13 protein-coding genes are annotated in these 14230 nt (G+C 44.4%); 6 read left to right on the top strand and 7 right to left on the bottom strand.

Annotated elements, in window-relative coordinates; genetic code table 11:
- Positions 1-58: 58 nt before the first annotated feature.
- Positions 59-463 (top strand): globin, encoded by a 405-nt coding sequence (locus L3V35_RS10295; RefSeq protein WP_010439685.1) that lies wholly within the window; start codon positions 59-61, stop codon positions 461-463.
- Between the two features lie 102 nt (positions 464-565).
- On the opposite strand, the gene L3V35_RS10290 is transcribed toward L3V35_RS10295, so the two are convergent.
- The gene (locus L3V35_RS10290; protein WP_016785703.1) at positions 566-1147 is read right to left on the bottom strand and encodes a hypothetical protein; all 582 of its coding nucleotides are present in this window, start codon (positions 1145-1147) and stop codon (positions 566-568) included.
- A 366-nt stretch (positions 1148-1513) separates the two neighbouring features.
- On the bottom strand, positions 1514-2284 hold the full coding sequence (locus L3V35_RS10285) for a DUF481 domain-containing protein (RefSeq protein WP_016785702.1): 771 nt from the start codon (positions 2282-2284) through the stop codon (positions 1514-1516).
- A 136-nt stretch (positions 2285-2420) separates the two neighbouring features.
- Here L3V35_RS10285 and L3V35_RS10280 point away from each other — a divergent pair, with 136 nt between their 5' ends.
- Both L3V35_RS10280 and L3V35_RS10275 read left to right on the top strand, forming a co-directional pair.
- Entirely contained in the window at positions 2421-2810 is a 390-nt protein-coding gene (locus tag L3V35_RS10280) for a DUF4345 domain-containing protein (protein ID WP_065103910.1), read from the top strand.
- Positions 2811-2819: 9 nt separating this feature from the next.
- The gene (locus L3V35_RS10275; protein ID WP_237299573.1) at positions 2820-4322 is read left to right on the top strand and encodes an arylsulfatase; all 1503 of its coding nucleotides are present in this window, start codon (positions 2820-2822) and stop codon (positions 4320-4322) included.
- A gap of 133 nt (positions 4323-4455) precedes the next feature.
- Here the strand turns inward: L3V35_RS10275 and L3V35_RS10270 are convergent, their stop codons facing one another.
- The 4 genes from L3V35_RS10270 to L3V35_RS10255 form a co-directional block, all read right to left on the bottom strand.
- Positions 4456-5487: a LacI family DNA-binding transcriptional regulator gene (locus tag L3V35_RS10270; protein WP_237299571.1), complete on the bottom strand. Its 1032-nt coding sequence runs from the start codon at positions 5485-5487 to the stop codon at positions 4456-4458.
- Positions 5488-5686: 199 nt separating this feature from the next.
- Positions 5687-6763 carry a porin gene (locus tag L3V35_RS10265; RefSeq protein WP_237299570.1) on the bottom strand — a complete coding sequence of 359 codons (1077 nt, stop codon included), beginning with the start codon at positions 6761-6763 and terminating at the stop codon, positions 5687-5689.
- Between the two features lie 306 nt (positions 6764-7069).
- The gene (locus tag L3V35_RS10260) at positions 7070-8086 is read right to left on the bottom strand and encodes a nuclear transport factor 2 family protein (RefSeq protein ID WP_004736372.1); all 1017 of its coding nucleotides are present in this window, start codon (positions 8084-8086) and stop codon (positions 7070-7072) included.
- A 145-nt stretch (positions 8087-8231) separates the two neighbouring features.
- Positions 8232-9527: an MFS transporter gene (locus L3V35_RS10255; RefSeq protein WP_016768520.1), complete on the bottom strand. Its 1296-nt coding sequence runs from the start codon at positions 9525-9527 to the stop codon at positions 8232-8234.
- A 348-nt stretch (positions 9528-9875) separates the two neighbouring features.
- Here L3V35_RS10255 and L3V35_RS10250 point away from each other — a divergent pair, with 348 nt between their 5' ends.
- Complete coding sequence (locus L3V35_RS10250; RefSeq protein WP_237299569.1) at positions 9876-11417, top strand: sodium/solute symporter; 1542 nt, start codon at positions 9876-9878, stop codon at positions 11415-11417.
- A 43-nt stretch (positions 11418-11460) separates the two neighbouring features.
- Positions 11461-12831: an L-serine ammonia-lyase gene (locus L3V35_RS10245; RefSeq protein WP_237299567.1), complete on the top strand. Its 1371-nt coding sequence runs from the start codon at positions 11461-11463 to the stop codon at positions 12829-12831.
- Positions 12832-12953: 122 nt separating this feature from the next.
- Here the strand turns inward: L3V35_RS10245 and L3V35_RS10240 are convergent, their stop codons facing one another.
- A complete protein-coding gene (locus tag L3V35_RS10240) occupies positions 12954-13439 on the bottom strand; it encodes an Lrp/AsnC family transcriptional regulator (RefSeq protein ID WP_237299565.1) in 486 nt (161 codons plus the stop codon).
- A gap of 122 nt (positions 13440-13561) precedes the next feature.
- On the opposite strand from L3V35_RS10240, the gene L3V35_RS10235 reads away from it, so the two are divergent.
- Positions 13562-14161: a LysE family translocator gene (locus L3V35_RS10235; protein WP_054546734.1), complete on the top strand. Its 600-nt coding sequence runs from the start codon at positions 13562-13564 to the stop codon at positions 14159-14161.
- The last annotated feature ends 69 nt before the right edge of the window (positions 14162-14230 follow it).

Raw genomic sequence — 14230 nt, 5'->3', positions numbered from 1 at the left:
TGCTCTGAACTAACCCGTTATTTTAAAGACTGGCTGACTATTGCAAAGGACTTGCTAGATGAAACCGAATGAACTGTTTTATGAAAGCTTCGAGCGTTGCCGGATTGATCAAGAATTCTTGGAAAGCTTTCTGGCAGACTTCTGCGAGCATAACCCAAGGTTTTCAGAACGTTTTGAAAAGATAGGGTTAGAGCAGCAAACTAAGATGCTTAAGGCCTCGATCATTCTTATTTATAATTCCTCTGGTCTGCCAAGTGTGCGGAACTCGGTCAAGAAACTGGGTAAAAGGCACAAAGATTTGGGGTTGGACATTTCAGAAATTGAATTAAACGAATGGTTTAATTCGTTGCTCAATACGGTTAAAAAGTACGATCCTCATTATGATGAGAACGTAGAACGAGCTTGGGCAGAAACGCTGGATGCTGGTCTAACGATCATGAAAAAAGAGTGTGTTGAAAAATAAGATAAGCTTCGCATAACAACACGAGGTTTATCTTATTTTTAAATGATGGCTTTTAATTTATTGCCCTAAATGGTTTTTATTCAGGGTAATGAATATGTTGGCTTAAAAGGTAAAGCCAGTTTGAATACCTAAAGTTGTTTCCTTGGTATACCAATCATTTGAACCTCCGAGCTCATACCAATCAAACCCTACACGAGTCAACAGCTTGGAGTTGCCAAACAATGGTTTTGATGACTTGTACTCTGCGCCGATACCGTAAGTTAAGCCAAAATTACCATGAGAACCTTTATGAACTTCATTTCCTTTGCTAGAGCTATATACCAACTTTGTATCTGAGTGTGAATAGAAAGCACCAAACTTGCCCAAAATAGCAAAATTTTCACTGAAACTGTGTTTGTACACAGGCGTCAACGAGAGCATTAAGGTGTCGAACTCTTCCTTTCGTTGTACTGTCTCGTTGTTGCTGTAATCAACGTAACTGTCTTTGTCATCGACGCTGGTAATAAACAATGTTGATTCTACATACCAGTTGCTTTGTGCGATCTGGCTACCCAGTGTGAACTGGCCACCGACATCATCACTATCCATACCAACACCACCTAAAGCATACATTTCATTTGCTGCGAATGCTGAAGAGCCCGTAACTGATGCAATGGCAAGCGCCGCTAAGACTAATTTTTTCATTTTATTCTCTAAGGTTCGTAAATTTCGGGAGAGGATTCTAGCGATATTTTCAAAATAAAAAACACTGTTCGAATGAGTGGAGAGACGATTAAATAAAGATTAAATATATCAATAATGAGGAGGGTAGGTTTGAAGGCTCGGATTATATTTTTTTAGGTATGATAGGGAGTGTTGAACCTCAATTTAATTATTGATTTTTAGCATTTTTATTGGCTTTCGGATTATTTGTACCTCAATGAAAAAGCCCTAGCGGTGAATCTTCGCTAGAGCTTCATTTAGATTGAATTAGAGAGCAATTTAATAGAGATTAAATACTAGGGATGACTAGTCTTTCCGCTTGTGCGTAAGGGTAAAGTAACCAGTGGCTTAAAAGTGAGCAGCCCAGCCAACCAGGAAGCCTTGTGAAGCGGTATCGTATTCAAAGGTACCTTTGTTTTCGTAATCAACCCAGGTCGATTTGTAGGCGACATTTAAGTCAGACCAATTGTTTATCTGGTATCGCACGCCAGTTAATAGAGATGAGGTAAAGTCGGTGTCACTGCCAAGCCCTGCATCAATAGTTGCGTGAAACTTCCAATCCTTATTGATCTGCGTTATCCATCTCACACCTATTTGGTAGTCAACCCAATCTTCATCGAGTGATCGGTCTGCACTTAGATTACCACCTGAACCGTAAAGCTTGGCATCAATGTCGTTATCCCACCAACGAAGCCCAAACAGATAATCAATCGTGCCAAAATCGTACTGGTAGCGCTTAAAACCCTTCACATCTAAAACACCTTGTCGGATATCAAGGTTGCCCCTCAATACCTCTAGGTTGCTACCTAACACTGAGTTTGTTTTTCCGCTTAGCTTCATGAAGCTATAGTCAATGTAATAGCCCCACTGATTGTCATAGATACCCTCTAAACGCACCATTGCGGTCATATCAAGGTGATCCATGATGAATGCAGGATCAACATCGACATCTGCAGACAAATCACCAATGGTGCTGTCTCCGCGGATGTTGAGTGCGAGCGCGTAAATTTCGAAGCTATGTTGCCACTTTTTTGTATCCGCTTGTGCGCTTGCTTCCTGAGCATTTACGGTTGAACTCGCAGCCAACACTGATGCGATTAGATAATGCCATTTAGCCATATTGATATCCTTATCTGGTTTGAAGAGTGCACACTATAAATGTATGTATTAATTAGCCATTTTCTATATATGCAACTTGTATATCCCTGATTGTAGACTATGTTTTTTTTAAAGAGCCAAATTTTGAGAGAAGGGTATGAAGCCACAAAGTATTTTCTTGTTAGTCGCGGTTGTGGGCTTAACACCCATCGCTCTGTCTTACGGTTATGCACCGGTTATTTCTCTGAACTACCTATTTGAAATCGACGCGAGTCCGATCAACGTGACTCATATCTTTCGCGCTGTGATGGGGTTGTACTTGGCATTGGCGTTATTTTGGGTGCTTGGCGCACTGTTCAAAAAGTATCGACTACCAGCGCTCTATAGCTTGGTGGTTTTCATGTTGGGTTTGGCTGCTGGCCGAGTCATTAGCTTGGTATTAGATGGCATGCCTCATTGGCTACTTTTTGTATATCTAGTCTTGGAGTTGGGCTTCGGTTTAGTCGGTTTAAAAATGATTCATAAAGAGCAATCTGAAACAGTATAAGGACATTGTATGAAAAGGATTTTCCATCTTCTTATCCTGAGTGTGTTGAGTAGCTTTTCGCTATCGGCATGGTCAGCTCAAGAGCAGCCAAATATCTTTGTTATCTTTACCGATGATGTCGGTATTTCGAACTTGAGTGCCTATCATAACGGCGTGATGAGCAGCGAAACGCCGAACATCGACAGCATTGCCGAAAAGGGCATGTTACTTACCGATTATTATGCTCAGCCTTCATGTACAGCGGGTCGTTCTGCATTCTTAACTGGGCAGTTACCGGTGCGAACAGGGATGCACTCTGTTGGGCTACCAGGTGGCCCTGTGGGTTTAAGCGCAGATACCCCAACGCTTCCTGAAATGCTCAAGAGTATGGGTTACATGACTGGGCAGTTTGGTAAAAACCACCTAGGCGACCGAGATGAATTCTTACCGACAATGCATGGTTTTGATGAGTATTGGGGTTGGTTGTATCACTTGAATGCGATGGAATATACCGAAGATCCAGATTGGCCAAAAGATGGATCTTTGGATGCCTTTGCACCTCGTAATGTTATTTACGCAAAATCAGATGGCAAAGGTGGCCAAACGATCGAAGACGATGGTGCATTGTCGATTGAGCGTATGCGTACACTCGACGATGAAGTAAATAAGCATGCTATCAACTTCATTGAACGAGCCGTAGAAGCGGATAAACCATTCTTTACTTGGTACTGCCCATCTCGTGGCCATGTATGGACGCACCTTTCTCCTGAATATGAAGCGATGCTTGGCCAAAACGGTTGGGGGCTGCAAGAAGTGGTCATGAAAGATCTTGATGACCACGTTGGGGAAATGATGGCGAAAATGGAAGAGTTAGGCATTGCCGATAACACCATTATCATTTTCACTGCAGACAACGGCCCTGAGATCATGACTTGGCCTGATGGCGGCATGACGCCTTTCCATGGTGAAAAAGGTACGACTTGGGAAGGTGGCGTAAGAGCGCCTGCACTGGTGAGTTGGCCGGGTAAAATCCCTGCAGGTAGCGTAGGCAATGGCATCTTTGATGGTATGGACTGGTTACCAACATTGGTTGCAGCCGCGGGTGGTCCAACGGATCTAAAAGAGAAAATGCTCAAGGGTCACGATGGCTTTAAAGCGCACCTTGATGGTTACAACCAAGTGGACATGCTGACAGAGAAAGGCGATTCAAATCGTAAAGAGATTTACTATTACGAGCGAGATAAGCTACAAGCGGTTCGTATTGGTGATTGGAAGGCGCACTTTGTGGTTCAAAATCACGGTTGGAGTGGTCCGAAAGAAGAGCTTAACGCACCGTTACTCTTTAACTTACGTCGTGACCCATATGAGCGAGCGGCAGAAGAGTCGGGCATGTACTTGAAGTGGATGGGGCAGAAAATGTGGGCATTTGGTCCTGCACAAGCTGCTGTTCAACAACATCTAGCGACCTTCCAAGAGTGGCCCCCAGTGACACCAGATTTACCAGCTGAGAAAACAGGTGGTGTGGGTAACTAATACGCACTTGTCTCAAGTAGCTGGGACAGTAAAGGCTGAGTAGAAATACAAAATCCCGTTGGAGACTCTAATCGTCGCCAACGGGATTTTTTTCCGTATTCACGCTACTATTTTGTTTCTACTTTGAACGAGTTTACTTAATCTTCAGCGTGGTATTGCGCTCTATAAATTGAACAGGAACCATTAATTTTACTAAGCTGGTGTCTTGTTCTTGAATTTGGTTAACCACAATTTTCACTGATTCACGCGCAAGGCGTCTAAAATCCTGCTTGAAGGTGGTCAGTTGGTAGTTGAGCCATTGAGTCTGCGGGATATCATCAAAACCAATCACTTGCAGGTCTTCTGGGATACGAAGCCCAAACTCTAAACGAGCTACATCCATTACCGCCATCGCAAGGTTATCTGTCGCACAAAACACCGCTTGCGGATGCGTTGCTTCGTTGAACATGTCGCGGATGATCTCTAACGAATCAAGGTAGTCGTAATCAGCTTCAATAACTCGAGCCTGTTTGCCTGTTAAGTCTTCAAATTCTGTGCAGAAACCGACTTGGCGCTCGCCATTAGTAAACGTTGGCACATTACCCGTCACATAAGTCGCAGTCTTGATACCAAGTTTATGAAAGTGTTGCGCTGCAAATTGCCCTGCCGCGTAGTTATCACTCACAACATGGCTACTCTTCGTCCCTTCAACAACACGCGCGAACTGAACGATAGGGATGTCAAACTCTTCACACTCTTCATAAAGTGACTTATTGAATGTCGCAGAAGCAGCAATCACACCATCAACACGATATTGGAAGATGTTCGGAATCGAGTGGATGTCGTTACCGTCGATTTGCCAAGGGATAAGCACAGCAGAATAGCCCTGTTTTTGTAACTCAGTAGAGATGAGTTGCAGGGTTTTCATGTGAATTGGGTAATCAGCATCAGGGAAGACCAAACCAATCAACTTAGATTCATTTGTCGTTAGGCTACGAGCAAAGGCATTCGGGCGATAGTTGAGTGCTTTTGCGGCTTCGAATACTTTCTGTTTGGTCTTTTCAGATACCGAACTGCCCGGAACAAATACGCGAGAAACGGTAGATTGAGAAACGCCAGCCAGCTTAGCGACATCTTTTGAAGTAACGGTTGGTTTTGACGCCGTGGAGTGTTTTGGAGAGCTCATAGAAGATACTTTTGAACTAAATTGACAGTGCACAGAGTACCATAATTAGGTACGTATTCAAAAATACAATATGCCATGATGGGATGAAAAATAAGGGTTAATAGAGAATGTTGGATATTATTCTGGGTATGACCCAAAAAAAGCTCTGCATTAAGAGCAGAGCTTTGTTTAGCGAATTTGTGACTCGATTAACTGGGCGTTAGAAGTAGTAACGAATACCCGCAGCGAATTGGTCATCGCTGTTTTCGTAATGGTTACCTACGGACTTGTCGTTACCATTATCGAATTGGTATTCAGTCCATACTAAGAACTTGTTCTTCTTAAAGTGGTATTCAAGACCAGGGATAATCAACTGACGATCGTAGCCATTAGCGTTGTCGTCTGTGTCCGTTAAGTAGTTAACGTTAAAGGTTGGACGCAGACCGTTTTCAAAGTGGTAGTAAGTGAAGAATTCAGCACCACGGTGGTCGTAAAATTCGGCTTTGCTGGTGGTTTCCCAATTTGAACCTTGGCTGTAGGTGAAACCAACGAATAGGCCATTATTGGTGTAGTTCACACCCAATAAAACAATACGTTGTGTATCGCCATCTTTGATGTTTTGAACGCCAGCATCGACATCGTCAAATTCATTCTGATGGTAAGCTAAACCAATGGTTAGGCCGTCAGTGATGGTGTAAAGCGTTGAAGCGCCCATACCGTTTTTCAGTGTTGCGGTTAAACCGTCAGCAAGGCCAACATCTTCACGAGTTGTCTGATAAGTGAAGCCGTATTTCCAGTTATCGTTGATGTTGTTGCGGTAAGTGATCGAGTTTTCCGCGCGGCCTGTACCAGAAGCAATACCCCAGTCAGAAAGGTTGTAGTAACCAGAACCACGTGAACCAAACACACGACCCATATCGGTAAACCAAGCTACATCGTAGAAGGTAGACCACTGTTTAGTACCCGCAGCGATCTTGCCGTATTTGTTGTGCTCTATACCTGCGTATAGAAGTCGGTCGTAAATATTGTCGCCGTTAGCACCCGAGTTGTAACCCCATTCGGCATGGCCAAAGCCAGTCCAGCCGTTGTCTAACCCCATTTGACCTTTAAGGCCGAAACGAGAACTACCGCTGTTCCATTCGCCATTATGATCGCCACCTTTATCTTGGTAACGAACGTCAAAACGGCCATCTAGAGTGAGGCTATCGCCTGCGTCATTGGTAAAAGTATGTGCAGCAAGAGCAGAACCCGACGTAAGCGCAGTCAGGATCACTGCTGAAAGAATCGACTTTTTCATTGTTATTCTCTTTATTCGAGCCGTAGAAAGCCGCCGTGCTTTCAAGCTCGTTATATTAGTAATGGTTTGGCAGGGTGTACCCCATCCATGAGGCACTAATTGGATCAATTATTGGTGGAGCAATTATTGATTGATGAAGCAATTAATTGGTAGAGCACTTGCTAGGAGCAAGAAGGATCTTCTAGCAAGTCATAGCAACCCAAATTAGATGTCGACTTGGGTTGCTATTGTTTGGTTTCTATCTTTTGGCTTTTATCGCTAGGATTAAGGCGTTTTTATTAAAGCACCTGTATTAAAGCACTGGGATTACAGCGTTGGGTTCATGATAGATGAAGTGCGTTCGAACACGTCTAGACCTTGCTGCTGTAGCCAGTAAGGAAGGTCAATAAGAACCCAGTTCTCAGACAACTTGTCACCGTCACGGTAGTAAACGTCAACCACTTGCATGTTTGCGCGTACTTCGCCGCCAGTCATACCTAGGAAGCCACCTGTAGGGGTGTTTGATAGGTTTGGCCAACCGAAGAAACAAGAGAAGTTACCTTCAGCGAAACGACAAACATGACCGTTGAATTTCTTGTCTTTCAGGTTGTTACGGAAAGGAAGTTGGTGCTGTTGTTGGTAACGAGGAATCGTGTAAGACGCGCCGATACCACAAGGGCCGTACCAAATCATGTCTTTTGACCAGCTCTTCGCTAGCACTTCTGGTGGGCAACCCATTGCGCCACTGTCGTTAAGTGCAGAAAGGTCATCAACCATCTTGTTTACAAGAGCAAGAGTCGCAACGCCTTCTTCTGGAGCCGCATCTTCAAACAACAGACCATCGTGGTTACGTGGGCCAGGGTAAACGAAGTGCTTACCAGTTGATGGTGGAAGTGGGTAGCAACCCGCTTGATCCATCATGCCTAGAAGGTCTAGGAACAGGCCTGTCTTAGTGATTTTGCCATCAACAACACAGTTAAATTCTGCGTAGCGAACGTTCATGATCTTGCCAGTAGGGCGCATGCCTAGGTATTCAGCGTCGAACAGACCCATGAAGTGACCCATGCTCATTACCCAAATTTCATCAGGGTTAACTTCGTTGTTACCACCGATGAAGATGTCTTGACGACGCTGCATGCGTGTCATTGATTTCATCATTGGAGCCCAGAATACGTCAGCCGCAGCTTGAGCGCCTTCTTGCTCACGGAATGGGTAAACACCACGCCACAAGTAATCTTCAGAAGTGTGTGCTTTTAAAACTTCAGCCACGTTTTCGTGAGTAGCGTTTTCGATAGCGTCAAAGTAGTCACGAACAATGCGTTTAGCTTCTTGATATTTAGACATAGTAAATTCTCTTTTGTGTTGTCGAGCCAACATTCGGAACAGGACTCGATTTGGATTTTGTTACCGGCTGACTTTCTCAGCCGGATTGATGTTTATTTCGTGTCTTTCGAGGTTTTCAACTTTTAGAGGTTTCAACTAAAGGGGATTAAGCTTTTGCTGTTTCCGCTTTTTTGCTCTTGTCGAAAATGCCGCCTTTCAATGTTTCTGGTAGAGATAGCCACAGTAGACCAGCCAGAATCCATACGATTGGTGAACCCCACATTGCTGTCGCAAGGTCGCTGCGCTCTTGGATGAATACCAACACCATTGGAGCCCACATGCCGATAATACGACCACCGTGGAACAGCGCTGCACCGAAGCTACGTAGGTGAGCTGGGAACAATTCAGAGAAGTAACCACCCCATACTGCAGAAGCAGACAGACCGAAGTTGTAGATAAGACCTAGGATAGCCAGCATGTTTAGGCTGCCGATCATCACGTCGCTTGGTGCGACGAAGAATACTGAAGCCATGACACCCGCAAGGATGAAACCAAAAGCGTTCACTTTACGGCCGTATTTATCGGCGATTGCACCCCATACCCAAGCACCGAATAGAGAACCGAATGCAGAGATAGAGAAGATGATGCCGATAGTTGCACCGTCGAATTGACGAACGTCTTTTAGGTACGTTGTCACGAAGCCAGAGAAGAATTGGTAGCCGTAGAAGTTAAGACCAGCCAGTAATAAACAGGTAATCGTTAGCTTGCGGTAAGGCGCGCTTAGCATTTCACCCCAAGAACCTTTCTTCGCTGGTGCGTTAGACGCTTCAGCAGCGGCTTGCTCTTCTTCACCATAGGCGATCACTTTCTTGTCGCTAGGTAGGATGAAGATCATCAATGCAGCAGCAACCAGAGGAGGAATACCACCTACCCACATTAGGCTTTGCCAAGGTGCGTCGATGCTAGAAATGAATGCTGCATACGCACCCATTGCCATCAGAGCAACCGAGAACATAGAAGAAGCGAATGCCGTTAACTTACCGCGAACGCTTGGTGTGAATAGGCCAATCATCAGGCTTACTGCTACTGTGAAGTAGCCACCCAAAGAAATACCGATGATGAAACGCATTGCTGCCCACATCGCGTAGTCAGTAAACATCATGTTGATGATGGTTGCGCCACCATTCAGTGCGGTGATGACAATAAGAGTCGATTTCTTACCAAAGTTTGATGCCACCCATGCACAGCTTAGAGCACCAATCAGTGCGCCAACCGACTGCCATGTATAGAACTGAGCGGTATCCGCCAAGTTAATACCATCGTACGCATCAACGATGTAGGGGCGTACGTAGTCAATAATTACAAAGTTATAACAATAGAAAAAGTAGCCAACTAGAATTGCTAGATAAGCAGCTACCCTTTGAATCATAGGAACTTCGCTCATGTGTTTTTTAGTAGTCATGACCGATAAACCTTTATTTATTATAGGGTGTTTTTAGTTTTGATTATTGTGTAGTGGTCATTGATGTTCACTACACCGTCTTCGTTTCGGGAGAGATAATAGAATTTTTGTGGTTATTAGATCCGTGATCAAGGTCAATTTTAAAATGAGTGCGTACCCATTTTGTGCATTTTGGTGATCTGGATCCCATTAGATCGTTGTTTTGGGACTTTTTGAGCATTTAGAGTGTTTAATCATCTATCTTAGTGACAATACTCACACTTATTGTGGGTTTTTGAGGGAAAGTATCCATTTTTGAGTAGTATTAGCGGCGAATGAATTGCGAAATATAATAAACGGAATCTAAAAATGGTTACGTACTCAAGTTTTGTGGTTATTGCTTTGTATGTACTAACTACTCTATTTATCAGTTACTTAGTGAATAAGCGTTACAGCGTTGGTGGCGATTTCTCCACGGGCGGAAAACAATTTGGTTGGTTTACGGCAGGTGTGTCGATTCTTGCAACCTACATCAGTGCGATGACGTTCGTGGGCATGCCGGGTTGGGTTTATAGCTCAGGCATGGAAGCGATGAGCGTCCATTTGAATTACCCGATAGTGATCTTTTTCGCTGTGGTTTTCTTTGTCCCAGTGTTTTACAAACTCGGCCTTACCTCGATTTATGAATACCTAGAGCACCGCTTTGGCGTTGTTGCTCGCACGATCAACTCAATCGTGTTTATTGTGGTTCAGTGTATTTCGGCTGGGGTAATTTTGTATGCAGTTGCACTGATCTTGGTGCAAGTGTTGCCGGTGAGTATCTCCGAGGCGATCATCTACATCAGCTTATTTACGGCTTTGTATACTTATGCGGGCGGTATTTCGACCGTCATATGGACAGATATGCTGCAGTCGGCGGTGCTGATCATTGGCAGCATTGCGATCTTTGCCTTATTGCTGATGAAGATTGATGCGGGCGAGGTGTTGTCTCCTGAACATCTGAATATCATCAATCTCGATTTCGACTTGGGAGTTGATACCACCTTGTGGGCGGGTGTGGTTGCCGTGAGTTTCTTACATCTGAGTGTGTATGGCACTAACCAATTGATTATTCAAAGAACATTGGCAACAAAAAACGTTGAGACGGCACAGAAATCGATGCTGCTTTGTGGTTACGGCGCCTTCTTTATCTACCTGTTTTTCTCTGTAATGGGCGTTCTTCTGAGTGTCTTTTATCAAGACCAAAGCTTTGAAAACAGCAATGAAGTGATTCTCGATTTTGTATTCAATCATACCAACCCAATCATTGTTGGACTGGTGATTTCAGCTCTGTCGGCAGCGGCAATGTCGACCTTGGATTCAACCTATAACTCAATGGCAACGGTCGCTACGTTCGATTTCTACAAGCGATTTTTCCGTAAAAAAGCCTCTGATGCACACTATGAATCGGTGGCAAGAAAAATGAGCCTTGTCGCGGCGGCTTCGGTTGTTGTGCCCGCTTTATTGGCCGTTTCAAATGAATCAGTGCTCAAGACTATCGCTAGCCTGACTTCCATTTTTGTCGGCATTCGTCTTGGCTCTTTCATCCTGGGTTTGTTCTTTAAACGAGCTAACGAGAGCGGCGTAATTGCGGGCAGTATTGGCAGTGTGGCTGTGGTGTTCATTGCAAAATACTATGGCATATCTTGGCCTTGGTTCGCCTTAATCGGCACTGTGGTTTTCTTAGTGCTAGGTGTTGTCGTTAGCCATTTCTATGGGCAAGTAACTGAACAACAAAACGAATTTATCGCCAAGCAAAAACACTTGTTTGCAAAACCTACGGCGAGCCATTACGGCTTGCTAGTGTTCGCTGTCGTCACGATTGCGGCTTGTACTGTTATTCCTGATTGGCTTTATGCCGCTCTTTCTTAATGAGTAAATCTTCTCAACTGGCTAATTTTTAACAGGTAAATGTATGCTGTCCATTTTTGATATCTATAAAATTGGTGTTGGGCCATCAAGCTCACACACTAACGGCCCAATGATTGCGGGTTTCCATTTCACTCAATTAGTCGCGGATAAAATCACGGACGTAGTTCGTGTTCAGGTCGATCTTTATGGTTCGTTATCGTTAACCGGAATAGGGCACCACACCGACAGGGCAACCATTCTAGGTCTGCTTGGCAATAAGCCAGACACGATTAAGATCACCAGCGCTAATGAAGCGATGCGTCTTGCTATCGATAGTGGTGAAATGCAGTTGAGTGGCCATCACACCATTGGCTTCAATTATCAAACCGACATGCTATTCCACGAAGATAATCTGCCTTTGCATGAGAACGGCATGATGATTACCGCGCTTGACCAAAGTGGAAATGTGATTGTTGATGAAACCTATTACTCCATTGGTGGTGGCTTTATAGCAACCGCGGATGAACTACAGAATGGCACTAAAACCCAAGTAGTAGAAGTCCCTTTCCCATTCAAAAATGCCGATGAAATGCTGAGAAAAGCAGAAGACAGCGGCATGAGCTTGGGTGGCATGATTCTGAAAAATGAAGCGGCTTTCCAAGGCGCTGATGTTATTTCAGAAAAGGCCGATCAAATCTGGCGAGTGATGACTCGTTGTATGGAACGCGGCTTTGAAACGGAAGGCATTCTTGATGGCGGTTTGAACGTGACACGTCGTGCACCGAACCTGCTGAAAAAGCTGGAAGCAAATGCGGCCGTTGAAAACGACCCAATGGAAATCATGGACTGGATTAACTTGTTTGCTTTTGCGGTGAGTGAAGAAAATGCAGCCGGCGGTCAAGTGGTGACATCACCCACTAATGGTGCAGCGGGCGTTATCCCTGCGGTGTTGATGTATTACCATCGCTTCATTAAAGAACTCGACACCAAGCAACTGAAAGATTTCTTAGCGGTATCGGGTGCGATTGGTATTTTATACAAAACCAACGCTTCTATTTCTGGTGCGGAAGTAGGGTGCCAAGGTGAAGTAGGCGTGTCGTCTTCTATGGCGGCAGCGGGTTTAACAGCGTTACGTGGTGGCAGCAATGAGCAGATCTGCATTGCGGCCGAAATCGCGATGGAGCATTCGCTCGGTATGACGTGTGATCCGATTGGTGGCTTGGTACAAGTGCCATGTATTGAACGAAATGCGATGGGTTCCATGAAGGCGATTAATGCCTCACGAATGGCACTCAAACGTAACAGCAAGAGCCTGATCTCATTAGATAAAGTGATCGCCACCATGTATCAGACGGGTAAAGACATGAATAAGAAGTATCGTGAAACGTCATTAGGTGGTTTGGCGCTGATTCATTTAGCTCACCCTTGTGAATAGAAAGCGTAAATAAACGATATCCGTTTCAAAATAACAAAGCCCGGCGCATCTAGATTTTAGATACCTTAGATAGCTGGGCTTTTGTTTTCCGCTTAAAGAAAAGGGCCGTATGGCGAAGTGAACTAGTCTTCTAGAGGAAGCAGATAGCTGTTTTTCAACTCTTTAACCGAGATATTAGACTGAAGCGCGCTCACGCCTTTGACTCGCCTGATCGAGCTAATACGCTCAAAGTACTCTTCCAAATCTTTAGCCAACACTTGCACCATATAGTCAGCACCACCTGCAATGCAATGACACATCGGAATCCAATCGGTTACTTCAACAAATTCTTCAAACGGTTCGGTATTTTCAACTTCATGGTTGCCCAACGTAACTAAAGTAAAGCCTGCTACGTGCAAACCTAACTTCTTGCGGTTGAGTTTGGCGGCATAACCATCGATATAGCCGGTCTCTTCCATGCGTTTCCAACGACGCCAACATGGGGTTTCGCTGAGGTTAACCTTTTCAGCAAGCTTACTGTTGCTCATGCGTCCGTCTTGTTGGATATGTTCTAAGATGGCGATATCAGTGTCATCTAACACTTCTTTGGTGGATTCTTTCTGTTTCATGGCTTTTTTAGAAAAGTCTTGCTCAAATTTGCATTAATATTAGCCTATATAGCAATTTAATTCCTAGTCGAATCTGTAAACTCTCTCCGTATAAATACTTTACTTATTAGGAGTGAGAGGAAATGAGCTCTCAGTTAATGCTGGCGTTCTTGCTGTTTTCAATATCTATCGCAATTACACCTGGGGCAGGCAATATCGCATTACTTGGGATTTCAAGTCGTTATGGGTTTGCTGCGACTTTACCTTTTATCTCTGGGAACGCTGTTGGTATCATCATCGTACTGGCGGGTTCCAGTGTCGGTTTGGTGAGCCTATTCACCCTTTATCCAGAGCTATACAACATTTTGAAATACGCGGGCGCAGCTTATTTGCTGTTTATGGCGTGGTCGATTGCTAATATGCAAATCGAAGAAAGCACTGTCGACAATCGCTCGGGCTTTATGTCTGGCGTATTGGTGCAGGTGTTAAACCCTAAAGGTTGGATTGCGTCATTAACTGTATTCTCACAGTTCATCACTCCAAACGCAGACTACCTGATTCAAGTAGTGACCATTATCGCGGGTATGGTTATTACCGGTGTGCCGTGCATGTTGGTGTGGGCGTATTGCGGCACCATGCTTAAGAAGTTACTGCAATCACCAAAACAGATGATGTTTGTGAACCGTTGCTTGGGCGGAAGTTTAGCGATGGTGGTTGCCTTTATGCTTTATCAACCAGCATAAAGCCTCTCTACAAATAAAAAAACCACTCCTAAATCCATAGGAGTGGTGTCTAAAAATCGACTAAGTGGT

It is taken from the genome of Vibrio sp. L5-1 (genome assembly GCF_021728315.1).
In the GTDB taxonomy this organism is placed as follows: domain Bacteria; phylum Pseudomonadota; class Gammaproteobacteria; order Enterobacterales; family Vibrionaceae; genus Vibrio; species Vibrio splendidus_K.
Note: the sequence above shows the minus strand (reverse complement) of the source record. Positions and strands in the feature narration are given on the sequence as shown.